We start from the raw sequence: 24,065 nt of genomic DNA on the forward strand, positions 1-24,065 counted from the left end.
CGCCTGCGTTAGGCATACGCAGCATCATGCCTTAATGATGATTTACTTGTCCTCTCCTAAATTGCACCGGACGGATCAACGTCCATACGGGGAGCTGTGCTGAACGGCGCGGAACTATCTTCAAGGCGCCTCATATCCGGAACGAATACAGAAAGCCGATCATCATGCAATCCAAAAGGACGGCACAAGACAACACCAACTTGATTTCCAGGCGTGTGCTACTGAAACAGGCCGGAACGTTGGGACTCCTCGCTGCGATCCAGTCGTTCTTCCCTGCATGCGCAAGTCATGGGTTACTTCCCATGATATCTGTTGGTACACAACCCTCAACCTTGAGCGGTGAGCTGATCGACCTGGTGATCGGCGAACGATCCTTTGTTCTGGACGGGCAAACCGGGACCGCCATGACAATCAATGGGACGATCCCGGGGCCGCTCATCCGTCTGAAAGAAGGCCAAGAGGTGAGGCTGCGGGTCACAAACCGCTTGGCGGAAATTACATCGATTCATTGGCATGGCATTCTTCTGCCGCCGGATATGGATGGCGTGCCGGGGGTGAGCTTCGGGGGCATCCAGCCTGGTGCGACTTTCACCTATCGGTTTCCAATCAAGCAGAGCGGCACCTACTGGTATCACAGCCACTCCGGTGGTCAGGAATTGCAAGGCATGTACGCGCCGATGATCCTAGATCCGGCCGAACCGGAACCGTTTACGTATCACCGCGAGTATGTGGTGATGCTATCCGATTGGAGTTTCGAATCACCCGACACGCTGCTCTCAAACTTAAAGAAGCAAGGAGGGTACTACAATTTCCAGAAGCGAGCAGCTCGTGAGTTCTTGAGCGATGTCCGACGGATGGGGCTTGGACCAGCGCTGCAGAACTACCTGATGTGGGATCAAATGCGGATGGACCCGACCGACTTCGCGGATGTCACCGGGTACACCTTCACCTATCTAATGAACGGCTTGCCGCCTTCTGCGAATTGGACGGGCCTGTTCCATCCCGGAGAACGGATACGCCTCCGCTTCATCAATGCTGCTTCGATGACTTTCTATGACGTCCGTATCCCCCGGTTGACCATGACCGTTGTGCAGGCCGACGGGCAGAACGTCCAGCCGGTCATTGTCGAGGAATTTCGCTTCGGCCCTGCCGAAACCTACGATGTAATCATCGAACCGACCGAAGACCAGGCGTACACCATCTTTGCCGAGACGATGGATCGCAGTGGGTACGCTCGTGGGACGCTTGCTCCTCGTCCAGGGATGGAAGGAGAGATTCCCGAACGCCGCCCCCGTCCGCTTCGGACTATGGAAGACATGGGGATGAGCATGGAAAGCATGGAGATGCCGCATATGAACCACTCTGACGGCGGTGGCACGACGGACAAAACTCCTTCCAACGACATGCCCAGCATGGAACACGGGCAACACGATATGGGAACGCACGATATGGCGAGCAAAACTCCTGATGGTCAAACTGTTTCGATGATTCCCGGAGCCCAGCCTGTCAAACATGGGCCAGACGATCACGGCACTGGCAACCAAACGGTGGCTGAATATTCACAGAATCGATTCGATGAACCAGGAAGAGGACTGGAACACAGTCCTAGGCGAGTGTTGCGATACACCGACTTGAGAAGCCTTGCGCCTTATCCCGACCAACGTGAGCCCGAACGGGAAATTGAATTGCATCTGACGGGACACATGGAACGGTTCCTGTGGTCCTTCGACGGGAAAAAATATTCGGAAGCGAAACAGCCGATTGCCTTCCGCTATGGGGAGCGAGTGCGTTTCACCTTCGTGAACGACACCATGATGGAGCATCCGCTCCATTTGCATGGGATGTGGATGCACCTGGAAAACGGCGCAGGCCAGTATTTGCCGCGTAAGCACACCGTCATTGTGAAGCCAGCCGAGCGTGTCTCGGTTGCCATCACGGCAGACGCGCCAGGGCGATGGGCATTTCACTGTCATTTGCTGCTCCATATGGAAGCAGGCATGTTTCGGGTCGTCGACGTATCTGGGTACGAGCCATAAGAAGGTCATGTCTGTTCGAGCTCTTCAGCGACAGGTGGTCCTAATTGGCCTTTTGAGTGTGGCCATACATGCACCCCTTGTCTCAGCAGAAAGCCAGCCTACTCGGTCTCCCATGGACAATGCGCATCATTCTGGCGCATTCACGGAGTTGAGTGCGTCTGGGCCGCAGCGCCAGGCTATGGATACAGAGGCGGAGTCGGACACTCTGTCATCTTCTAGAGAAACGCGCACACTCCCAAACCTCTCTCCGGAAGAGGGCTGGCCGAGTCCGGTTAACGATCGTGAGAACCGCCTCTTTACACTGATTGACGTGCTCGAATATCGGCCAAAAACGAGTGGGGGTGAGCGTACAAGCGACTATCGTTGGGACATCGAAGGTTGGTACGGCGGGGATTACAACCGACTGTGGTTCAAGAGCGAAGGACAACAAGACACGGCCTTCAAAGCGGACTATGACGTGGATTTTCAGCTGCTGTACGGTCGATTCATCCGAAAATATTACGATTTTCAGATCGGCCCACGCGTCGAGACGCAAACGTTCCGTGGAAGCAATGTCACGCGGGGACTTGGGGTGATCGGGATACAGGGGCTTGTCCCGTACAATTATGAACTAGAGGCCGCTCTGTTCATTGATCAGAACGGCAAGGTGTCCGGGCGTCTTTCGTTTACCAAGGACTTTCTGCTGACGCAGCGGCTGATCCTTCAAGGTCGTTTTGAAACCAATGTGGCGGTTCAACGGGTCGAACAGTTCACCACCGGTTCAGGACTGAACAATCTGGAATTCGGGGTGCGCCTGCGTTATGAAATTCGGCGCGAATTTGCGCCCTATGTAGGCTTCTCGCTCGATAGAAGTTTCGGCGAGACCGCCACGCTGGTACGCCAAGAGGGTGGAAACCCGAGTCAGATCCGATTCGTGGCCGGCGTGCGTATGTGGTTCTAGCATCCGGTTGTCCTTTCCTTCATATCAGCATTTGTTTCTTTTTCCAGGCTCATCAGGATCGGACAACAGTCGGTGGACTGACCAGCTTCACAAGTTTGGATGAGTTTTTTCAGCGCACGAGCCAGGACCCGTAGTCTTGAACCTTGGATTGCACCTGCACGAGTTTCGCCTGTGCCCGTTTCTGCACATCACCACGGCAAGCCGTTGAGGCTATCCGGAGAGTAAGTAATTCGGCAATCTCGCGTAGGGTGAAGCCCAATGCTTGGGCCTTCTTGATGAACCTCAGGCGTCGTTTCTCTTCCTGCCCGTACAGTCTATATCTCGAAGGCTTCCTCGCTGACGGATTGAGCAAGTTCAGACGCTCGTAGTAGCGGACGGTCTGGACATTCACTCCGACAATTCTGGCAAGCTGGCCGATAGTCAGTTGAGCAGCCATGTCATTACCGTGAAGGGAATCTACACCTTGCACTGCAGTATAGAGTCATGCGCCTCTACAGAGTTTCGCACCTCTTGACTCGATACTGTGGTACAGCCCGTAGGATGGCATTCAAAGGGAGGTGATGACTATGTGTCCCTGGGTAGAACAGTTGGGCTTTTGCCCCTATGAGGCTGCGTCCAAGGTATGGCAGTGGATGCACAGCTTCGTAGCATAATCTTACCGAAGGGCGGCAGCCTTCGTATGCTGCCGCCCTTGTGCCGTCGCCTCACATACATGAACACGACATGATCTCAGTTGAATGCGTTCCAGGCCTTCTCGATACAGAGCGCAACTTTCTTTGGCCTTTGCCAAATCACCCTCGTGCTTCTGAATGCATTGCCGATAGCCTTTCAGCAGTTCGTCTGTTTCGCGGCTAATCTCCGCGTTCGCTTGCCGCTGACGGGAGTCCACGCAATTGGTTTATGTAGGCGATCCTTACTTTTCCGTTCAGAAACAGCGATACCGAACAATGCGATGAAACCAACGGAAGCCGGAACGGAGAAATAGAGACTACCGATCTGCAATGCCACGAGATCACCGACCATGGCAAATGGAATCGCAGCAGAATCAACGTCGCCTGTCTGAGATTCCTAAACGTGACGAACAAAATAAGGACAATGAGCCCAATTGACCAACGGACATCACGATGGCCAGACGAGTCATGGCTCGCTGCTGATTTCGAATAGCTCACCCCACGTCAGCAGTTCAGCGATAATCGGACTCGGTTTTCTCAAAGATCTGAACAGCGTGCGCTGGACAACCGTGTGTGACAGATCCTGGCGTGGGTGGCGACGCTGCCGGGCTCCGCAATTCTTGCCGCGCTTGCCTACCTGCTGCTCACTCGCATTTGAGTGAGCGGTCCTACAGTCTCGTCATGATGTGACGTGGTACATCTCGGTGATGCCTAGTCTGCACAGCAGCTCATTTTGGACACGTCTTTTGTGTAGGACAGCGCGACGATTTTGAGCGCCTCGGACATGGTTGGATAGACGTGCAGCAGGTGGGCGAAGTCGCCGATCGTCGCACCAAAATGAAGCCCCATGGCCGCTTCATGAATAACCTCCGCTGCGTTCATTCCGTGCATGGAAACCCCCAGCACCTTCTTCGTGTTCCTGTCCGCAACCATCTTCAGGACCCCTCTGGTCTCGCGGACCGCCCCAGCTCTGGGAACGAGGGACATAGGAATGATGCGACAATCGCACGTGTACCCGCGCGCATTGGCCTCCGCGTCCGACAGTCCGACGACGCCCACCTGCGGGTCGGTAAAAATCGCTCGCGGTATCACGGCGTGGTGTACCTTACGGCCCCCTTTGCCGTTGAGAGCATTTTCGGCCGCAATCCCGCCGTCCTGCGCCCCCACAGGAGTCGCCATCTGGCTTTCCGTGTAGGAACCAATGACGTCTCCGGCCGCATACACGTGCCCGGCAGACGTGCGCAGCTCGTCGTTGACCTTCACGAAACCATGTTCATCCAGATCGACACCTGGAAGGTCAAGTCCGAGCTGTGCCGTATTCGGTGTGCGCCCCGTGGCAACCAGGAGCTTCGCCGCCGTCAGTTCCTGCTGTCGCCCGTCCACCTGGAGCGAGACGACGACATGGCGTTCATCGCCCTGCACCCGGCTCACCGTGGCTTTCGTATAAATGGAAATTCCCTCCTCACGAAATACCTCTGCCACTGATTGCGCAATCTCCGGCTCGTAGGCCGTAAGAATTCGCGCTCCGCGTGCCAGAATCGTGACGCGGGTGCCGAAGCGCGCAAACATCTGGCCCAGCTCCAGTGCGATGTAGCCGCCACCGAGGATGATGAGCGACGCCGGAAGTTCTGTGAGCTCGATGTCTTCGTGACTTGTGAGCAGATCGCTGGTGAGATACGGCGTGTCACGAAGCCCAGGAACCTCTGGTACGGTGGGCGCCGTTCCCGTCGCGACGAGGAATCGAGCCGCTGAGAGCACTTGCCCGTTCACGGTCACCTCGTGGGGGCCGCTGAAGCGGGCGGCTCCGTCAAAAACGCGGATGCGTTCAGAGTTGGAGATACTGCTCTGATACTTCTTTCCCCGGTAATCTTCAATCACGGCATCCTTCTGCTCGATCAGCGCGCGGAAGTCCAGGCTCATCGAGGTTGGCGAGAGCCCGGGGTAGCGCGGATGCCTCGCATCGTAGAGGATTTTCGCGGCTTCGATGAGGTTCTTTGACGGCAAGCAGCCACGGTTGACACAGGTTCCTCCGAGCGTACGCATCTCGGTCATGGCTGCCGTGTGTCCGCTTGCTGCCGCGCGAAGCGCCGCAGCAAACGCCGTCGAGCCGGAACCGAGAATCACCAGGTCAAATTTCTCCGCCATCATGTCCCCTCCTGGGTTGGTTGTCCGGGAATTTTCTTCAGGTCACACGCACGTTTGGCGCCGCACGAAGTAGTAGCCCGCCGCGGCCACTCCAATGAACACCACAAGAAGACCGATCAATATGGCATCATTGAGAATGAATCCGAGGCCAAGCGCGGTGACCAGCCCGGCGACCATAAACGGCGCCACGCAGCAGAGTGCGGCAAACGCCGCGCCGCTGATGCCGACCGCCAGGAGCGTTCGGCCCAACCATGATGGCGCTTCGTGACTCGCTGTTTTGTTCCCTGGCATTCGCTGCGCTCACTGTTTCATGGTGGACGGATAACCCGCGTTCATTGTGGCTTCCATCAACGTCTTGACACTGGTCTTGCTGTCATCGAAGGTGACCAGGGCTTCCTTCTTCTCCAAGTTCACTTCGATGTTCTCGACGCCTTCAACCTTGTTCAGCGCTTTCTTAATTGTGATCGGGCAAGCCTCGCAGGTCATGCCCGTCACCGACAGTGTGACCGTTTGAGTAGCGGCCCAGGCGGGTGCGCTCAAGGCGGCCGAGAGGGCGATTGCAATGATGAGTTGTTTCATGACGTGTTCCTTTCAGTACAACAGCGGCAGAATGTAGGGGAACGCAAGCGCGAGCCCCGTCAGTGCGGCAACAATTACAAAGATGATCTTCTGCGCCGGCTGGACTTGCGGCACGGCACAGACCTCCCCTGGTTTACAGGCTTCGGCGGGCCGGAAGATGCGCCGGTAGGCGAAGAAGAGCGCCACGAGTGCTGCGCCGATAAAGATTGGACGATACGGTTCGAGCACTGTCAAATTGCCGATCCACGCGCCGCTGACGCCAATCGCTACCAATACGAGCGGGCCGAGACAGCAGATCGAGGCGAGGAACGCCGCGAGACCGCTGATACCCAAGGCGCCACGACCGTTTGGGGGGTTAACCCACGGGTTCTCTTTCTCCGACCTGGACAACCTCTCCATGCACCACCTATTTTCAGAGCGTCCGCAGTACAAGCGGTCATGCCTGTTTCTACGGACTTTCTCATTGATTCAAGTCTAAACTCCGTACTACGGTACGGAATCAAGGGAAATTTTCATGGCGTCAGAATTAACGATAGGCCGGGTGGCGAAGCTGGCCGGGGTGAATGTCGAGACGGTCCGTTATTACCAGAGACGGGGACTGCTGGCCGAGCCGAACAAGCCGCACATGGGCTATCGGCGGTATCCGGCGGACATCGTAAAACACATCCGCTTCATTAAGCGGGCGCAGGCCCTTGGGTTCACGTTGGAGGAAATCACCGAACTGCTACGGCTGGAGAAAGCCCGCGCCTGTGCGGAGACCCGCGACCTGGCCGCCCACAAGATGCGACTGATTGACCAGAAGCTCATGGGCCTCACGGCGATGCGGAAAGCGTTAGCTAGTCTGGTTCAGCAGTGCAATAGGAAACAACCTGCGAAGGGATGCCCGATCATCCAGGTGCTCGAACAGGATTAGTTTTCCGATTCATCACGCGTACACCATCTGACACAAGGGTATCTCGCCAGTGGACAGCGCATCCGCGTCTGACGAAGCAACAGTTGTTCGCAAGATTTGAGCTTTCTTTTTGCTCGATGCAAGAACCCGCTGCGCGACACGTCGAGGAGGCGGCACATCACGCATGGCGTGCACCTGTGGCGAAGATCACGCTCAGGACTGTTATGGCCAGCAACAAAAACCGAATTGAACGAGTCATGTGAGGGTCCCTCCCCAAGAGCTTTCCTGCCCACGTCCGTCATGGATCTCAGAGTCTCGTCCCGCTACAGAAAAAACGACGGGATGAGCTCAGGCTCAGAGCAGGGCAGATAACGCCATGATGAAACGGTAGAAGGAAGAACCGGAGAGATCAGATACGAAGCACTGTGCTTGCGAGAGACTGATGTGGAGGAGAACTTGATTCGAGAGCGCAATATAGATTGGAAATCTGTACGAGCCGAGGGCTCACCGTGGGAAGCGTAGGCAACGTATGGTCTGCCGACCAATGATGGTCCACGAGCAACGATGACGACTGCGCGTGGGATTCGACTCCCAAGATCTTGAAGGCGTCACATAATTGCCGACTAGGTTGTTCGCCAGGAGTTGAACAGCCGTTGGCCATTGACGCATCGGTGGTCCCTGACAGCGGCAAGAGACAGGCGTATGCGTTGAAACTGAATGCCAGCAGAAACACTACGATGGTCGCAGCGAGAAAAGATCGGGAGTGATGAGAACTCAAGCGCATGGAGTAAGTCTATCCTTCCGTCAGCTTAGCCGTCAACGGTATTTATAGTACTGCAGCCCTCGATCACGGGGTATGAGCAAATCAGCCTTATCTGTGTAAAGAAACATGCTCCAACGGCATTGCCTATTCATCAGACAGGCTTCCTTATCAGTCGGCCGGTACTCCCCATTCTTACCAACAAATTGAGCCAAACAGGCCATTTATGTCTCATGTGTCTTCCCCAGAAGCTGATGTAAGTGACTGGCGATGCCGAAGGCGTGAGTGGGCCGCCTCGCTAGTGCATACTGGCGCGCCGCCGGAGAAAGCTGCCCGCTATTTCCCGGTAAGCCAAAGAAACTGCACTGGAGCACGCCCAACCCGGCCAAAGCTGCGGGCAGTGAGGCCGATGCCACCTTCGACACCGCGTTTTTCATGCTCAAACGGAATGTAGAGGAGGTCACCAATGGCCGCCTGCTGTTCAACCCGACGCCTGTCGTTTCTTGACCGCTACCTCACCGTCTGGATTGTTCTGGCGATGGGCGCAGGTATCGCCCTTGGCTCCCTGTTTGGGAAACGGCCGAATGCACTGAATAGCCTGTCTGTCGGCACGACCAATATCCCAATCGCCATCGGCCTGATTCTGATGATGTACCCGCCGCTGGCCCGGGTGAAATATGAAGAACTCCCGCTTATCTTCACGGATTGGAAAATCCTGCCTTGCCCGCTGCATCGCGATGGTAATTGTCTGAAACCACTTGGCCGAGGGCAACAACCAATATCCCGACGCGCTGGTGGCCTTCAACAGCGTGTTCCAGCTCTTGTTCTTTTCCGTCTATGCCTGGCTGTTTATCAGCGTGCTGCCGCCGCTGTTTGGACTAAGTGGCCAGATTGTCGATGTGAACTTTCGCACCATTGCCGAAGCGTGTTCATTTATCTTGGCATTCCTTTTCTAGCCGGATTTCTGTCCCGTACGATGTTACTGCGGCAGAAAGGCCTCGACTGGTATGAACAGAAATTCTTGCCGAAGATTGCTCCGGTGACCCTGATAGCCTGATTGTCCTGATTGTTTACCATCCTTGCGATGTTTTCCATCAAGGGCGGCATGGTGATGGAATTGCCGCTCGATGTGTTGCGGATAGCCATCCCGCTTGCGATTTATTTCGTGGTGATGTTTCTCATCAGCTTCCTGATGGGCAGGGCTCTAGGGGCTGATTACGGAAAGACGACCGCGACCAGCTTTACGGCGGCCAGCAATAATTTCGAGCTCGCCATCGCCGTGGCAATCACGGCGTTCGGATTAAATTCTTCCGTCGCGTTCGCCACCGTCATCGGCCCACTGGTTGAAGTTCCGGATCTCATCGCTCTGGTGAATGTCGCGTTTTGGCTGCGTGACAAATTATTCCTCAACTATCAAAACACGCCAGCTGCAGATTTAGCGAAAGCCCAATCCTAGTCTGCACCTTGACAAAATGTCGGATTCTGGGAAAGTCTGTGCTTGGCCTGGCTGAAGCAGGCAAGACAGGAGTATATGTTCACACTTTTAATTTATGTCGCGGCGGCCATTGCTGAAATTGCCGGGTGTTTTGCCTTTTGGTTTTGGTACCGGGAAGGCAAATCCATTCTCTGGCTGTTGCCCGGCATGCTTTCCCTGGCGTTGTTCGCATGGTTACTCTCACTGAGTCCAGCAGAGTATGCAGGGCGCGCCTACGCGGCCTATGGGGGCCTCTACATCGCAACCACGCTCGGCTGGCTTTGGGTAGTGGAAGGCATCCGCCCCGACCGTTGGGATATCATCGGAGCCACAGTATCTCTCATCGGCGCAGCCATCATTCTGTGGGCTCCACGTCCATAATCTACTCACAAGTGGCCCGCCTCGTGACCTTGTTTTCGGCCGCATACCATCTTGCCATGACGCTTCATTCCTGCATCTGCCCCGGTGGGCATTTTACCGAGCCATAAGAACAGAACACGCAGCAGTCCCCAGTTTTTCGACGCAGCACCGCTTTACATTGCGGGCATTCGTAAACGTGCAAACATGCGTCTGTCGGCATCGTTTCGTTCACAGCGTTCTGGCACTGCGGGCACGTCAGAACCGATTGAAGCAGTACGTCTGCCATATCACTCCTTTCATGGCGCAACCCACGGCACCGCCAGTTTTTGTTCATAAGCAAATCGTTCGAGCGCTATTCAGAAGCGAAATAGTAGAGTGGGCGTTAGCTCTCGAAAGGATTTCCGAGTCGAAGAGGCCGTCAGGAAGCAGCTCTCAAATCATTTCCGCAAAATCTTCTCCATTGCTTTTCCCTTTGCTAACTCGTCGAGTAGCTTATCCAAGTAGCGAATTCCCTGCATAGTTGGTTCTTCTATGTCCTCCACTCGGACACCGCAGATCGTACCCTTGATCAAAGCACGCGAAGGATTCAGTTGAGGAGCTTCCGCAATAAAGGTCTCAAAGGCTGTCTGGTTCTTCAGTAGGGCTTCTAACTCTTTCTGACTATATCCCGTCAACCAGCGAATGATTTCATCGACTTCTTGTTTCGTGCGTCCTTTCTTCTCCGCCTTGGAAACATAAAACGGATAGACACTTGCGAAGCTCATTGTATAGACACGATGATTTGCCATGACCCTCTCTTCTGTCAGCTGTTCGCACTAGCTGGCTTGCAAGGCAGTCATCAGGGCCTGAATCGTCAATGGCGCATTTCCTTCTGACCTATTATTCACGATGACATAGGCGCGCCGCTTGTCTTCCATCGCCTTCTTTACAAGATCAACAGAGTCCCGCCGCATTTCTGGAAGTTCTCCCACGATCTTGTTGTAGGGCTCCGTACGCTTCTTTGCGGCTTCATACGACATCTTCAACGGCGTGAGCAGCCGCAGGACGGTGAACGGGGCAGTGAATTGTTCCATCCGCTGATGTTGTTCATTCAGCGGCGGCATGTAGGACCAGTGATTGTAGACGTGTGCCACTCCATGCCGTTCCAACACATGTCGGTACTCAGCGCCGACGAGTCCTGCGTTCCGAATCTCGACCGCGTACATGAAGTCTTTCGGAAGTTGGCCGAAGAACCTATCTAATCGGGTACAGAACTCTTCGCTCGACATGCCATGGCGCTGGAATTCGAACAAAAAGGGCCCCGTGTGGGGCTCGAATTTGGCTTCACGGTACGGTTTTAGCACCAATTCATTGAAGAGCTTCGCGTCCAGAAAGTTCGGATTGGTCTGTCCAGCTTTGGACCCGTAACGCGGTTGCATCGCGTAACTCGGAATGGTGATTTCCTCCCAAACTTTAAAGCACATGTGAAAATCTTCGGGTATTTGGTTGAGGTAGTTTCGAAGTTGGTTCGGGGTCGGAGGCCGGTAAAAAGTCGCGTCGTTGCCGACCGCCCGAAAGCACGGCTCGCCGTTATAGAGATACTGGCAATACTCGCCTAAACATTCCTTCGCAAACTTTGTCTTGGCGTATTGCTTCAAGTAAATCTGGCCTTGCCAGCCTTCATAGGTCCATGTGGATGTTCCAAATCTAACGAGCGGTGAGAGTGGCATGGCGAGAGAGTGTACCGGCTATGCGTTCATTTCCTCAAGAGCCTCGCTCGGTGTCTGGATTTCGGCGGTGCTCAAGAGCCGGAGCGTTCTCACGGTAATCGTCACGGTCGAGAACTGCTCTTCCACGAGTCCGGTGATCATATAGGCCTGATTCGGAGCCAGTAGATGGCAGTATTGCCGATAGGTCTGCGGAAATACGGTCGCATCGTACATCCCGGTCTGATCCTCCAAGGTCATAAACTCCATCGGATCACCTTTCTTCGTGGAGACGATCTTCTCGGTAAGCAGCCAGCCGATGAGCGTCACTTCTTTCCCGATGTGCAGAGCCAAATCTTTTGCCCAAATGTAGCGAGTGTCTTTATACGCCTCGTGAAACACATCAAGGGGATGACACTGCAACGGAAACCCGAAAAGCGCCAGCTCATGAGCCAGGGACTTTTGAAACGAGTAGGGTTCTGGAATGGGTATATAGTTCGGAGGCGTCGGGGCCTGCGATGCCAGCAGCCGCCAGAGCAAGGCCGGTCGCGTAAGCTCTCCAGCAACGGAATCAAAGCACCCTGCTTTGATAAGGGGCTTGGTTTGCGCAACGTCAGGATTTACTCGTGTCAGGAAATTCGAGAGTGACCGATATGGCCCATTTTCCTTTCGTTCTTCAATGAGCTGCTTCACAAAATCCTCTTGCAGTCCTTTAATCTGCATGAAACCGACGCGAACACTGTTGCCTGAGCCGGTGTAGGTCCAGACACTTTCGTTAATGTCTGGCGGGTGAATCGTGAGTCCCATCCGTCTCCCCTCAGACAGGTACGCGAAGGCGGAATAGTATCCGCCCTGATTGCTCACGACAGCAGCAATAAACTCGGCTGGATAGTGAGCGCGAAGATAGGCTGATTTGAACGAGACTTGCGCATAGCTCGCCGAATGCGGCTTGCAGAAGCTGTAGCCCGCGAAGCTCATAATCATGGCCCAAATGGCATCGATGACATGGAGTTCCACGCCACGGGCTAACGCGCCCTCGTAGAACAGGCGGCAATAGTCGCGGAGCTGCCGCGCCTTATGTTTCTTGCTCAAGACCTTTCTGAGCTGGTCGCCATCTTCCACAGAAAATCCTCCCAATGCCACGGCGACCTTCATCACGTCTTCCTGATAAACCATGATCCCATGCGTTTCGGAGAGCACCTCATCAAGCAAAGGATGAGGTGACGTGTAGCGGTGTCCATGGGCTCGCCTGACAAATTCCTCAGTGAAGGTATTCGCCGCCGGACGAATGAGCGAAGACACGACGACAAGGTATTCAAACACATCCGCCGCCGCTCGCCTGTCCGGCGGCATCCCAGCCCAGAGCTTTTTGAGCAGGAGTCGTGTGGCGGGTGATTCCACGTAGAAGCACCCCATGGTCTCTCCTCGCCGGATCAGCTCATTCGTTTCCGGGTCACTGAGGGGGTCCCATGTCGCATAGTCGATTTCACGCCCCGTGTTTTGCTCGATTGCAGCCAGGGCATCACGAATGACCGCCAACGACCGGTTACCCAGGAGGTCGATCTTCACCAGTCCTGCGTCTTCAGTCTGGTCTTTTTCCCACTGGATCACCGGCAAGCTGGAGGCCGATATTTCCACCGGCACGTAGCGCCGGATTTCATCCGGCACCAGCACCACGCCGCCCGGATGAAGCCCAAGGTTGCGGAAATGGCCTTCAAGCTGGACTGACCAGTAGAGGATGTCCGGCCATGGAGACTTGAGCCGCAAGGCTGAACAGACTTCTCTCGCCCAACTTTTGACGTTGATGTCCGAGTCGACCTCAACGAAATCCGCTCGCCGATGCAGGAGGTTCAGGGCCTTCTTAATCTCACCAGCAGGAAGCCCGTGCACTTTTGCGATCTCGCGGAGCGCCGCCCGTGCGGCCAGCGTGTTCTGGTTGGCCACCATAGCAGCCTGTTGATGCCCGTAGTGCTTGAAGACCCATTCGAGAATGGCCGGACGTTCATCCCAGGGAAAATCAATATCGATGTCCGGGGGATCGTGCCGGCCAGGATTGAGGAAGCGTTCAAACATCAGATGATGCTTGATTGGATCGACATGCGTGATGCCGAGACTATAAGACACGATTGAGGCCGCCGCAGAGCCACGCCCACAGGTTCGTGGCGCTTGCCGCACGATTTCATCGACGACGAGAAAGTAGTCGGCATACCCTTTGTCACGGATGACCGTGAGTTCCTTCTCGATACGCTCAGTCACGGCAGCAGGCAACGTGCCATAACGCCACCGAGCTCCTTCATAGGTCTTGCGGTGCAATGTCTCGAAGGCATCGCGAGAAGACAATTGCCGAAACGAAGGAAAGATCGTCTGCTTGAAGTCCCAAGCCGTATGGCAGGATTCAGCAATCCTTTGTGTGTTGAGCAAGGCTTCCGGAACGTGAGGTAACGCGCGTGCTATCTGAGTTTCCGGTATGAGCCACTGTGAGGGGGCACAGCACTGGTCCGCTTTCAAACGGGACAGCGTGGTGTTTTCGGCGATGGCCCGTAAGAGCCGATGTGCCTGATAGTCGGACGGCATCAGGAAATGTGCTCGCGTGGTGGCGACCGGCGAAAGCTGGTGAGCCCGGCTAAATGCTATCACATCAGACACTCCGGGGCCTGGCGTGAGTTCGACATAGAGGTCGTCATTCGACTCCTTCTGCCATTCGCTCAGGGCGCGTTGAGTATCAGATAGAATGACAAGCCCCGCGCGATGTTGCGCCACGGTCTTGATGAAGTCGAACGACTCGTCACAATGCCGAGCGGAAAGAATTCGGCAGAGATTGGCATAGCCGGATGGTGTTTTCGCTAGCAGGACGGCCCGGTGTAAACCATGGACCAGCTCAGTGCCCAAAATCGGTTTCAATCCCGTCTCACGAGTGACCTCAAGAAAGTGAATGACCCCATAGAGTCCGTTCGTATCGGTCAGGGCGAGATACTGTGCTCCTTGTTTTCGTGCGGCCTGACAAAGCGCCTCCAACGTCGGAATGCCCGACATGGGCGAGTAGGATGAATGCGTATGCAGATGAACGAACGACATTTAGGACCTTCCATAGCGAATCGCGTGTTCACCAAATCGTGCCTTGAGGGTGTCAAGGGCGACCGCAAGCTTCTGGGCTCTCTCCCGTTTCCGGTGATCCGATGTCCGTTCCTCAAACAGCAATCCTTGCTCAGCGTAGCCTGTCAGGCCGGACATGCTGAGAGTGAACGCCCTTAGCCGGATGCGCCGACGCATACATTTGTGAAAGAGTGACACCACGATCGGGGAGAGGTCACATTCCCAACACGTCTCTGGCTGAATCCACTCGTGCTTGGTGACTTCAATTTGGTCGCTGTACCGAATGCTGAGTGTCAGGCGTCCACAGACACGGCGCTGATTGCGCAAGATACGGCAGAGTCGCTGCAAGGCGCCGAGGGTTCGCCCGATCAGCACCGGGTCATCGATCTCATCCGGCTCGAAGAGGACCGTCTCTTCCAATGTCGGCTGAACCGTCGGCGGAAGTACCGGTACAGAGTCGATGCCCCGCGCCCACCGGGAGAGTGATCCGGCATAATCCCCGAAGGCCACTTCCAGGGCATCGAGCGGACTTCCTGCCACGTCTCCCAGCGCGCAGAGGTTGAGATCGTCAAGGAGGTGAACCACCTTGCACATGCAGGGCCGTTGCAGGCCCGGCAGTGTGCCGACCGGGAGCGGCGACATGAAGACTTCTTCCGATCCCGGCCTGACATCGTAGAGTTCCGAGGGGGCAATTAATGTCGCGGCGGTCTGCGCGATCAATTTGTTACTTCCGACTCCTGCCACGCCGTCAAGGCGATACTGGTCAAGTACTTCCTGTTGCACCTTGGCTGCGACATCATAAGCGGGTCCAAAGAGTTTCCCGGTTCCGGTCACGTCCATGAGAAAGGAGCCTGGCTGGGATAATTCCCACACGGGGGCATACCGAGCAACGACCCGCAGAAGTGATTCGTCCACCGTGCGTACCAGAGTGGGGTTCGGAGCCAGCACATGGAGCGATGGACAGACGCGCCGAGCCAGGTCCACGGACATACCGACCGCAAGACCAGCCTGTGCAGCATCAGAAGAAATTTCGCGAATAAGGGCACGAGCCGTGTTTAGGGGAGCGATGGCAACGGGCCGGGTTCTGAGGCGGGGGTCATGGAGTTGCGCAAGGGCGACTTCAACGGCAGAAATCGCAAAACAGACAATCTGGCGGTCCATGAGACTGACTCACTCTCGTCTCACTTCCTGAGGTGACGGATGACCCCGACGACGATCCCTTCAATTTGGAACGCGTCGGTGGGCTGGACGACAATGGGCTGCATGGTCTCATTGGCCGGATGGAGTTCGACGGTTCCGGCTTTTCGCTGGTAGGTTTTGATTGTCGCCTCGCCATTCACCAGAGCGATGACCGTCTGCCCATTGCGGGCAGTGGCTTGTTTCTGCACCACGACCACATCGTCGGGAAAGATGCCGTCGTCCCGCATGGACGTGCCTTTCACCCGAAGCGCAAAGGTCTCGCCGCGACCGACCATACTTTTAGGGACCTCGACCCGTTCCATCTGAGGAATCGGTTCAAGGGGCGCCCCCGCCGCAACGACCCCGGCGAGCGGGATCTGGGAAGAGCTGAGCTGCATCAGGGCTAGTTCAACGGTGGTGGGGATCGGCACGATCTTCTGCTCGTACCGATTGATGGTCTGCCGTGTCAGCTGGAGCTGGTGGGCGAGGGCGTCTTGAGTGAACCCGAGGGTCGTCCGCACCTGTTTAAGCTCATGAGGCTGCATGTAACAAAATGTTACATGGCTAATGGGAAGCTGTCAACTAGCAGCCTGCGTCCATATCAGCGTTTCCCGGTTGTTTGTCGGTGTCGGAATGATGAGACATGGACTTCGCTCCCAAATGTATCACCGAAGTGTGCGTTCTCCTCCTAAATGATGTGGGTGTTTGAGGGGGTAAGCAGGAAAAGTCTTAGATTGGAGCTTGTCCTCCCGCAGGGAAGAGAAGCGTCAGGTAGACTTAAGACCGGAGGCGAGCTCATGCCGGTTCATCCCTGGATGACTCGGGGGTTTCTTATCGTCAGTCTACTCTTCTCTCCAACCATGGCTGATGCCCGTGAACCGGAACACGTGTCCATTCAGACATTGCTTTCGCCCCAAGCATCATCCTATCAACGACATATGGTGACCATGCACGGTGTCGCGAACAACATCGAGATTATCCCGGCAGCCCCACCGAGACCCAGCAAACAACCATGCCTACTGGTGTATGGCCGAGCGACGTTCACCCTGGACGATGAGACAGGATCATTACCGGTGGAGGTCTTGGGATCGTGTAGTCCCAATGCACTAGATGTGTTGCCGAAGGAAGGAGAAACAGTACGCCTCACCGGAACCGTGCATGTCCTAAAGAGTGACCACCCGCGTCACGTGATCGTTCAAGCTGCAACGATTCAGATTCTGGATACGCCATAGACATTACCCTTTCTACTTAGAACATAGTCCTCACCATTTCCACAGCTTAGACGCGGTAGGGGGTCCTAGCGCCTTCGGGGAAGCGCGATGCTTGGTCACACGGCGTAGACTCCGGCCATGCGTCGGTCTCCCAGCATCAAGCACTTCTCCTTGAGGGTTATGGTCAGCCTGCTTGTCGTTGCAGTCCTGGCAATGGGCTCCAGTGCTGGAGCCTCAGAGCAGATTACGATCGAGACGCTCCTTTCATGGAATGCGACGAGCTTCCAGCGACATCTCGTGACAGTTGAAGGGGTCGTCAGCGCGATGATTGCCCTTCCACCCACCGCAAACACTCGGTGTCGAGTGTTGTATGGTCGAGCTGCCTTCATGATTGACGATGAAACGGGCATCCTACCCGTTGAGATCTTAGGGAATTGCAATCCGAACGCATATGACGAGTTACCGCAGGACGGTGATCGGGTGCGAGTGACTGGCATTGTGGAGGTGATGAGTACGAACCCGCCACGTCAAGTCCGAATCCAGGCCATGAACATTCACATCCTCAGTCCCGCCTATTAATGCCAACGGACCGATTACCCACCTAGCGATATTCGATGTGGCTTGATGAATCTTGGGGTGGAGTAGGGTTCGATCTCTGAGCTTCAGCCAGCTGATCCGAACTCCGCTCATCCAGCGCTGAGAACTATCAAACGCACAATTGATCACAGATGCGCGCAAGGCTTGGGGCGGAACAGAAGCAAGGTCCGAGCCGTGCAGCTTCACCCCGTCGTCCCCATCTTTTGGGGATAACCTTGTGAACAAGTCGAGCGGTGTGCACGAGTCAGCGCTAATCATGGCTTGTTCTACACATTGCCTACTTTTTAGGCATCTGCACCCGATTCACGTTCTCAGTTCCGATTAATCTTTGATGTTCTCGGAAGGACGCCTGTCGTCATCTCTCGTGTCGAGAGTGGAAAGGAAGGAGGGAACTGGGAAAGCGTGCCTCGGTGGGGCTCAGTGGTTCGAAAAAAAAGAGCCTGGTGCTTCAGCGCATCTAGCAATACGTATCCTCACGTATTATCCTGGTGAGGTGGGCTGTATGCCCGATGAGGACCTTATTACTTATCATACCGTAGTATCTGCAACGGAAGGGGTCATACGGACCTATGGCGCTTTCGGGCCAAGAGGATTATAACGCCGGGAACAACGACGCGATGACCAGTCCAAACAGTGACAGCGAGGACCAAGTGCCATGTTGAGCGTGGGATCCGAGCGGAGTCGGCGGATCACGGAGCGGGTCAGAGAGAAGCAGACCATCTTGTGTGCCGGACACGCCTTTCTGAGCCATCTCGCAAAGATGACCCCAGTGATACGAACGACCGTTTGGGTGCTGGGTCCCAAGCGGTATCACGTGAGCCTCCGTCTGAAAACCCATCCGCATGACTGGTATGTCGCGACCGCCAGAGCGACGGACCGTCCGAGAACCTTCGTCCGACTCGATGTGGCCACACAGTATGCGCATCGGCTGTCCAAGGCGCCCACCGTCGTGGTCGAGTTCAACGGCCTTCTCCGCAAGTAGCCCCATCCATTGCGTCCGTTCCCTCACCGCCACCCACACCTTGCGAGTTCCTGACCCGTCGCGAGTTCCCGTTCTGGCATAGAACGGGAGAAGTATTTTCCGTTCGACAAACTTACATATTTGTACATCGCGCGGTGATGCGCAAAATTCAATGGCTTGCGACGCGACACGGGAGGATCCCTTACTACATTTATGAGTTGACAGCAGGAAGGTGACTCGGTACAAGGCAAAACCACCAGCCGTGCAAGTAGATTCGAGCGCGTTCATGGCAATCGATGAGGAGCGTCGGTGAAGACACCCGTGTGCGGTGACAGGAAGGATGACACACGATGTTAGATCTCGCCGCAGAGGTTCAACGGTGCGCGGTCGAAGTGCATGAGCGGACCATGATGAAGATCGTGGCCGTGGAATCCGCCGGAAACCCGTACGCCATTGGCGTCGTGGGTGGCCACCTGGAACGGCAGCCTCGGTCGAAGCGCGAGGCAGTGGTCACCGTGCAGCAGCTGGAACGAGATGGATGGAACTATTCCGTGGGTCTCGCGCAGGTCAATAAACACAACTTTCGTCGCTTCGGATTGACCGCGCAGTCGGCGTTTGAGCCCTGCACAAACCTGAAAGCCGGAGCGGCCATTCTGAAAGCCTGTTATGAGGCGACGAAATCCGGACGCATGACCAAAGCCGAGCAGCAGCGCGCCATCCGGGACGCCCTGAGTTGCTACTACTCGGGGAGTTATATAACCGGCTATCGTCTGGGGTATGTGCAGAAGGTGGTGTCCGCTGTGCCGATCCTACCGGTAGACAGAAAGGAGGGTGGAAGAGGCAATCGTGGCGAGTTCATACGGTAAAGACAAACTATAGGTATTGTCAGACAGAGGGTAGTGTTCGTATCTCTCAAGAAGGAGACTGTCATGCTCAACCATCGAGAAGGTTCGGAAAAGTCCGGAGGACGACCACAACGAGCCGAAGAAACCCTGCGCGGCGTGGTCACCGTCGCGTCTCTCCTAGTCACCATCGGGGTGCTGCTGGTGGCGAGCCCGGCCTATGCGCAGATCAGCAAGCTCAATTCCGTGGCATCGTCCATCCAAACGGCGTTAGTCAGTGTCGGTGTGAGCCTGTTCACCATCGCGCTGCTGTGGGTTGGCTACAAGATGGCCTTCGATGGCGCGCGATGGGCGGATGTGGCCAACATCGTGTACGGGGCGATCTTGGCGGGTGGGGCGGCGGGCATCGCCTCGTTTCTGATGTCCGCGTAAGGCAGCGCGATGGACGGCTATCGTGATCCCATCTTCAAAGGCTGTACCCGCCCGGCGATGCTAGCCGGTGTGCCGCTCGTGCCCATGGTGCTGGTCATGATCGCGGCGTTCCTGGCCGGGATGTGGAGCTTCTATTTCATCAGTGGCTATCTCGTGGTCGTCATCGCCCTCAGCACGACCGCCATGATCGTCAGCATGCGAGCCATGACGAAGCGCGACGATCAACGACTGCGCCAAGTGCTGCTGCAAGCGCGGATGCGACTCCGGCACCGCACGAGTCGGTCGCTGTGGGGCGCCATCTCCTATGGTCCCTTGCACTACAAGGTGAGACGGGGATGAGCCAGCAGACCAGCGCGAGGATGCGGTGATTCAGCTGCCGTCGTTCGTCACGAAAGCCGCCACCGGCCATGTCGCGGGCAGCTCCTCCATCCCCTACGGCACCATCCTCACCGACCATGTCGTGAAGCTGTCCGGTGGCGCAGGGCTATTGGGCACCTGGCGGCTCGATGGGATTCCGTTTGAAACGGTGGATGAAGGCGACATCCTCGCACGAAAGGAAGCGCTGCACAATTTTCTTCGCGCCCTGGGCGGCGGGTCGTTTGCGGTCTGGACCCATAAGATTCGCCGAGTGGTGCATGAACGGCTCCAGGGCGTGGCCGCCAATCCGTTCTGTCGCGAATTATCGGAGCGGTACTATGCCAGCTTCGAGACGCATCGGCAGATGGCGACCGAGTTATATCTCTCCATTCTCTACCGGCCTCCTCAACAGAAAGGCGTGAATCTCTTTGGCCGCGTCGGCACGAAGCAGCTCGCGGAGTTGCAACGGCAGGAGCAGGAAGGGCTCGCGGCCTTTGAGGATGTTGCGGAGCAATTGGAAGCGAGCCTCCGTCGGTATGAGCCGGAACGGTTGGGCACCGTCGAGCGCCATGGTGTCGTGTACTCGCAGCATCTGAGTTTCCTCGCCTATCTGGTCAATGGCGTCTGGGAATCCATTCCGTTACGCCGCTGCCCCTTGAACACCTATCTCCTGTCGTCTCGTCTTCATTTCTCGGATCGAACCGGCATGGTGGAGATCTGGCATCCGAACGGCACCAGAAAATTTGCCGGTCTGCTCGATATTCAGGAGTACCCAGGCTTCTCGGAACCCGGCATGACGAACGGCATGCTCTACGGCGACAGTGAATATATCGAGACGCAGTCGTTCTCCTTTTTGGGAAAGCGCGATGGGTTGAAGTATCTGGAGCGGCAGCGCAATCACTTGATCGCCGGTGAGGATGCGGCGGCCCGCGAGATCGAACAATTCAGTCAGGCGGCGGAGGATCTGCAATCGGGTCTGATCGACTTGGGCGAGTACCACTATTCGATCGCGCTCTTTGGCTCGTCGCTGGAGGCGGTCACGAAGGCCCGCGCCCTGGCGCGGGCGACCTTTCAGGACGGACCGGGCTTCAAGATGGCCGTGGTGGATGTCATTCCGGAATGCGCCTGGTTTGCCCAACTGCCCGGGAATTGGTGGGTGCGGCCGCGGGAAGCCACCCTCACGACACGCAACTTCGTCTGTCTTAGTCCGTTTCACAATTTCGCGCGCGGCAAGCCCAAGGGCAATCCTTGGGGCGAGGCCTTGGCACTCTTTCAGACGCCCAGCGGCCAACCCTACTACTTCAACTTCCATTCGTCCCCGACGGACCTCGATTCGCGGGACGAAAAGTATCCGGGCAATACCTTCATCTGTGGCGCCACCGGATCCGGCAAGACCGCGTTGGAACTGTTTCTCCTGGCACAGGCCATGAAGTATGCGAAGTGTCGCGCCATCATGTTCGATAAGGACCGCGGCGCGGAAATCGGCATCCGGGCGATGGGAGGCAAGTACATCGCGCTCCGACGTGGCGAACCGACCGGGTTCAATCCTTTCCAGGCGGCGATCACCGAAGGCAATATCCAATTTTGTGAACGGCTCGTGGCTCAGCTGGTGAAACATCCGGGCGACCCGGAGCCGCGCCTTTCCGCCAAAGAATGGACCGATCTGAGCCATGCGGTGCGGACGGTGATGAGTCCGACGGTGCGCCCTGATGTCCGGGGGCTCACGACGGTCTCCCAGAATCTGCCGGCGACGGGGGAAAACAGTCTGAAGGCGCGCGTGATGAAATGGACGTGGGGTCAGCCGTTGGGCTGGGTGTTCGACAATCCATTCGACACGCACGAGTTCAGGCACCATGTCCTCTTTGGCTATGACTACACGGAATTTCTCGACGATGCCGACCTCCGCACCCCCATCATCGCCTACCTCCTGCATCTGACCGAACAATTGATTACCGGCGATCCCTTCATCTTCTTCATGGAGGAATTCTGGAAACCGCTGCGTGATCCCATGTTCACCGAGTTTTCGCTGAACAAGCTCAAAACGATCCGGAAGCAATCGGGCCTCGGTGTGTTTGTCACCCAATCTCCCTCCGATGTCGTGGGCCATGAGATCTCCAAGACGATTGTGGAACAGTGCGTGACGCAGATCTATCTCCCGAACCCGCGCGCCGATCACGATGATTATGTTCAGGGCTTCAAGGTCACTGAGTCGGAGTTTCGGATCATTCGGAATCTGGGCGAAGCGAGCCGGAAGTTTCTCGTCAAACAGGGGCATCAATCCGCGATTGTGTCGTTTGACCTGGGCGGCATGAGCGACCTGCTGAATGTTATTTCAGGCACCACCGAAAACGTCGCGTTGTTAGACCGCATTCGAGAGGACGTAGGCGATGATCCGGCGGCCTGGCTGCCGATTTTCCACGCGCATATCGCGGAACGCAAAGGGTTGATCGGCACCGTTCAGGGGGAGGTGACCCGGTGAAGTCCATTCGATCTATGGTGTCCGTACAGAGAAGCCTGTTTGTCATCCTCATGGGACTGAGTCTGCCTGGTTGCACGAAGGAAGCATTGGATCCCGTTCAGGATGTGCAGTGGTACAAAACGCACGAAGCCGAACGGAAAAGCATGTTGGCGAAATGTCACAACAATCCTGGCCAGCTGGCTCTCACGCCGAATTGTGTCAATGCGGAGCAAGCGTGGAAAGAAGTCACGGCGACTTCCACCCGATCCTCATTCGACACCATGAAGCCTATGACCGCAGAAGAGTTCAAAAAGTGACGTGATTATCAGGGGCATTAGTGTATGGGTGTAGCCACTTGGTTGGAAAATTCCGTCAATGCGGCGATGGCCACGTACGTCGTCACGTATAGCGACGCCGTCATTGCGGTGTTTACACCGGTTGTCCTGACCGTGTTGGGCATCTATGTTTTTTGGACTGGTTATCAAGTCATGAGTGGGCTCGTCGAGGATTCCTTGGGAGCCGTGTTCCGACGCTGGTTGCGGTACGCCATCATTTCGGGAATCGCGTTGAACGGCCCGGTCTACCGGTCCATCGTCCAAGATGGCTTGGAAGGCATTCAAGGAGCCTTCGGAACTGCCCTGGGAGCAGGACCGACGGTCGGTAGCGCTGTTGATGGCATGCTGGATCCATTTATTGCCATGGCCAATACCTTATGGAGTACCGCCATGACGGGCCTCTTGTGGCCGGCATTTAATCTCTTATTCGCCGGATTCTTCTATTCGGTTGCCGGATCGCTCATGGCAATCGTGTCCCTCTGTTTGGCGCTCATCGCGAAGATCATTCTCTCTGTGCTTTTCGCAATCGGCCCAGTCTTTCTGTTCTGTGCCTTATTCCCGACGACTCAGCGATATGCGGAAAATTGGCTCATGACAGCATTTGGAGCCGTATTCACCAATGTGATGCTCGTAGCGAGCATTACAGTCCTCACGTCTATTACACGTGTGGCCTGTCAGCATGCCTTAACGAATTATGGAGGGCCAAATCCAGTCTCCGACTCTATTGGTGTCCTCTTAGTGTCCGCCAGTTGTGCCTACATCTTGATGCACGCTCAGTCGGTGGCCTCCGGACTGGCTGGCGGTCTTGCCATCGGCAATCTTGGGAACGAGGTCGGACGACCGATGGCCGGAGGCATGGGCAAGGCCTTGTGGGGAAGCACGGTCCTCGGCGCTGACATGGCTCGAAGCCTCGCGGCTAGCTGGTCGCGCTTCTTTCCGACCGCCAATCACATGTCGCAAGGCGCAAAGCATGCGATGACCGCGCTCCCCGCTCCGGGATCTACGCCACCACCGATGTACCAACGCGGACTCATCGAACGACTGCGAAACGGCTGACA

At 56.1% G+C, this 24,065-nt stretch carries 24 protein-coding genes and 2 pseudogenes; 14 read left to right on the forward strand and 12 right to left on the reverse strand.

Annotated elements, in window-relative coordinates:
• Positions 1-164: 164 nt before the first annotated feature.
• A complete protein-coding gene (locus A4E19_00515; GenBank protein OQW36175.1) occupies positions 165-2,036 on the forward strand; it encodes a copper resistance protein CopA in 1,872 nt (623 codons plus the stop codon).
• Positions 2,037-2,214: 178 nt separating this feature from the next.
• On the forward strand, positions 2,215-2,976 hold the full coding sequence (locus tag A4E19_00520; protein ID OQW36176.1) for a copper resistance protein CopB: 762 nt from the start codon (positions 2,215-2,217) through the stop codon (positions 2,974-2,976).
• A gap of 109 nt (positions 2,977-3,085) precedes the next feature.
• On the opposite strand, the gene A4E19_00525 is transcribed toward A4E19_00520, so the two are convergent.
• From A4E19_00525 to A4E19_00550, 6 genes are all read right to left on the reverse strand, one after another.
• Positions 3,086-3,412 carry a hypothetical protein gene (locus A4E19_00525; GenBank protein OQW36177.1) on the reverse strand — a complete coding sequence of 109 codons (327 nt, stop codon included), beginning with the start codon at positions 3,410-3,412 and terminating at the stop codon, positions 3,086-3,088.
• A 219-nt stretch (positions 3,413-3,631) separates the two neighbouring features.
• Positions 3,632-3,865, reverse strand: a complete 234-nt coding sequence (locus tag A4E19_00530; protein ID OQW36178.1) for a hypothetical protein — start codon at positions 3,863-3,865, stop codon at positions 3,632-3,634.
• Positions 3,866-4,358: 493 nt separating this feature from the next.
• Entirely contained in the window at positions 4,359-5,795 is a 1,437-nt protein-coding gene (locus A4E19_00535) for a hypothetical protein (protein OQW36179.1), read from the reverse strand.
• A 39-nt stretch (positions 5,796-5,834) separates the two neighbouring features.
• The gene (locus A4E19_00540; GenBank protein ID OQW36180.1) at positions 5,835-6,083 is read right to left on the reverse strand and encodes a hypothetical protein; all 249 of its coding nucleotides are present in this window, start codon (positions 6,081-6,083) and stop codon (positions 5,835-5,837) included.
• A gap of 9 nt (positions 6,084-6,092) precedes the next feature.
• Positions 6,093-6,371: a mercuric transport protein periplasmic component gene (locus A4E19_00545; protein ID OQW36181.1), complete on the reverse strand. Its 279-nt coding sequence runs from the start codon at positions 6,369-6,371 to the stop codon at positions 6,093-6,095.
• 12 nt (positions 6,372-6,383) lie between these two features.
• Positions 6,384-6,770 carry a mercuric transport protein gene (locus A4E19_00550; GenBank protein ID OQW36182.1) on the reverse strand — a complete coding sequence of 129 codons (387 nt, stop codon included), beginning with the start codon at positions 6,768-6,770 and terminating at the stop codon, positions 6,384-6,386.
• Positions 6,771-6,885: 115 nt separating this feature from the next.
• Here A4E19_00550 and A4E19_00555 point away from each other — a divergent pair, with 115 nt between their 5' ends.
• Positions 6,886-7,284, forward strand: coding sequence for a MerR family transcriptional regulator (locus tag A4E19_00555; protein ID OQW36183.1), 399 nt, complete (start codon positions 6,886-6,888; stop codon positions 7,282-7,284).
• Between the two features lie 388 nt (positions 7,285-7,672).
• Here A4E19_00555 and A4E19_00560 read toward each other — a convergent pair whose 3' ends face one another.
• Complete coding sequence (locus A4E19_00560; protein OQW36184.1) at positions 7,673-8,047, reverse strand: hypothetical protein; 375 nt, start codon at positions 8,045-8,047, stop codon at positions 7,673-7,675.
• A 442-nt stretch (positions 8,048-8,489) separates the two neighbouring features.
• Here A4E19_00560 and A4E19_00565 point away from each other — a divergent pair.
• Positions 8,490-9,479 (forward strand): annotated as a pseudogene (locus A4E19_00565) (arsenical-resistance protein).
• A gap of 75 nt (positions 9,480-9,554) precedes the next feature.
• The gene (locus A4E19_00570) at positions 9,555-9,878 is read left to right on the forward strand and encodes a hypothetical protein (GenBank protein ID OQW36185.1); all 324 of its coding nucleotides are present in this window, start codon (positions 9,555-9,557) and stop codon (positions 9,876-9,878) included.
• A 416-nt stretch (positions 9,879-10,294) separates the two neighbouring features.
• Here the strand turns inward: A4E19_00570 and A4E19_00575 are convergent, their stop codons facing one another.
• The 5 genes and pseudogenes from A4E19_00575 to A4E19_00595 form a co-directional block, all read right to left on the reverse strand.
• The gene (locus A4E19_00575; protein ID OQW36186.1) at positions 10,295-10,645 is read right to left on the reverse strand and encodes a hypothetical protein; all 351 of its coding nucleotides are present in this window, start codon (positions 10,643-10,645) and stop codon (positions 10,295-10,297) included.
• 27 nt (positions 10,646-10,672) lie between these two features.
• A complete protein-coding gene (locus A4E19_00580) occupies positions 10,673-11,566 on the reverse strand; it encodes a hypothetical protein (GenBank protein ID OQW36187.1) in 894 nt (297 codons plus the stop codon).
• Between the two features lie 111 nt (positions 11,567-11,677).
• Positions 11,678-14,617 (reverse strand): annotated as a pseudogene (locus tag A4E19_00585) (DNA polymerase III subunit alpha).
• Positions 14,618-15,796: a hypothetical protein gene (locus A4E19_00590; GenBank protein OQW36188.1), complete on the reverse strand. Its 1,179-nt coding sequence runs from the start codon at positions 15,794-15,796 to the stop codon at positions 14,618-14,620. It abuts the pseudogene before it with no gap.
• A 20-nt stretch (positions 15,797-15,816) separates the two neighbouring features.
• Positions 15,817-16,335, reverse strand: a complete 519-nt coding sequence (locus A4E19_00595; protein ID OQW36189.1) for a hypothetical protein — start codon at positions 16,333-16,335, stop codon at positions 15,817-15,819.
• Between the two features lie 276 nt (positions 16,336-16,611).
• Between A4E19_00595 and A4E19_00600 the strand changes: the two genes are divergently transcribed.
• The 9 genes from A4E19_00600 to A4E19_00640 all read left to right on the forward strand — a co-directional run bounded on the left by A4E19_00600 (position 16,612) and on the right by A4E19_00640 (position 24,063).
• On the forward strand, positions 16,612-17,046 hold the full coding sequence (locus A4E19_00600) for a hypothetical protein (GenBank protein OQW36190.1): 435 nt from the start codon (positions 16,612-16,614) through the stop codon (positions 17,044-17,046).
• A gap of 159 nt (positions 17,047-17,205) precedes the next feature.
• Positions 17,206-17,604 carry a hypothetical protein gene (locus A4E19_00605; protein ID OQW36191.1) on the forward strand — a complete coding sequence of 133 codons (399 nt, stop codon included), beginning with the start codon at positions 17,206-17,208 and terminating at the stop codon, positions 17,602-17,604.
• A 673-nt stretch (positions 17,605-18,277) separates the two neighbouring features.
• Positions 18,278-18,604 carry a hypothetical protein gene (locus tag A4E19_00610; protein ID OQW36192.1) on the forward strand — a complete coding sequence of 109 codons (327 nt, stop codon included), beginning with the start codon at positions 18,278-18,280 and terminating at the stop codon, positions 18,602-18,604.
• A 329-nt stretch (positions 18,605-18,933) separates the two neighbouring features.
• Positions 18,934-19,449 carry a hypothetical protein gene (locus A4E19_00615; protein ID OQW36193.1) on the forward strand — a complete coding sequence of 172 codons (516 nt, stop codon included), beginning with the start codon at positions 18,934-18,936 and terminating at the stop codon, positions 19,447-19,449.
• A gap of 126 nt (positions 19,450-19,575) precedes the next feature.
• The gene (locus A4E19_00620) at positions 19,576-19,857 is read left to right on the forward strand and encodes a hypothetical protein (GenBank protein OQW36243.1); all 282 of its coding nucleotides are present in this window, start codon (positions 19,576-19,578) and stop codon (positions 19,855-19,857) included.
• Between the two features lie 9 nt (positions 19,858-19,866).
• Complete coding sequence (locus tag A4E19_00625) at positions 19,867-20,196, forward strand: hypothetical protein (protein OQW36194.1); 330 nt, start codon at positions 19,867-19,869, stop codon at positions 20,194-20,196.
• Positions 20,197-20,224: 28 nt separating this feature from the next.
• Positions 20,225-22,693: a type IV secretion system protein VirB4 gene (locus A4E19_00630; GenBank protein OQW36244.1), complete on the forward strand. Its 2,469-nt coding sequence runs from the start codon at positions 20,225-20,227 to the stop codon at positions 22,691-22,693.
• Positions 22,690-22,989: a hypothetical protein gene (locus A4E19_00635; GenBank protein OQW36195.1), complete on the forward strand. Its 300-nt coding sequence runs from the start codon at positions 22,690-22,692 to the stop codon at positions 22,987-22,989. Before A4E19_00630 ends, A4E19_00635 begins: the two co-directional genes overlap by 4 nt.
• A gap of 24 nt (positions 22,990-23,013) precedes the next feature.
• A complete protein-coding gene (locus tag A4E19_00640; GenBank protein ID OQW36196.1) occupies positions 23,014-24,063 on the forward strand; it encodes a hypothetical protein in 1,050 nt (349 codons plus the stop codon).
• Positions 24,064-24,065 lie beyond the last annotated feature (2 nt).

This window comes from Nitrospira sp. SG-bin1, from assembly GCA_002083365.1.
Taxonomy (GTDB): Bacteria; Nitrospirota; Nitrospiria; order Nitrospirales; family Nitrospiraceae; genus Nitrospira_D.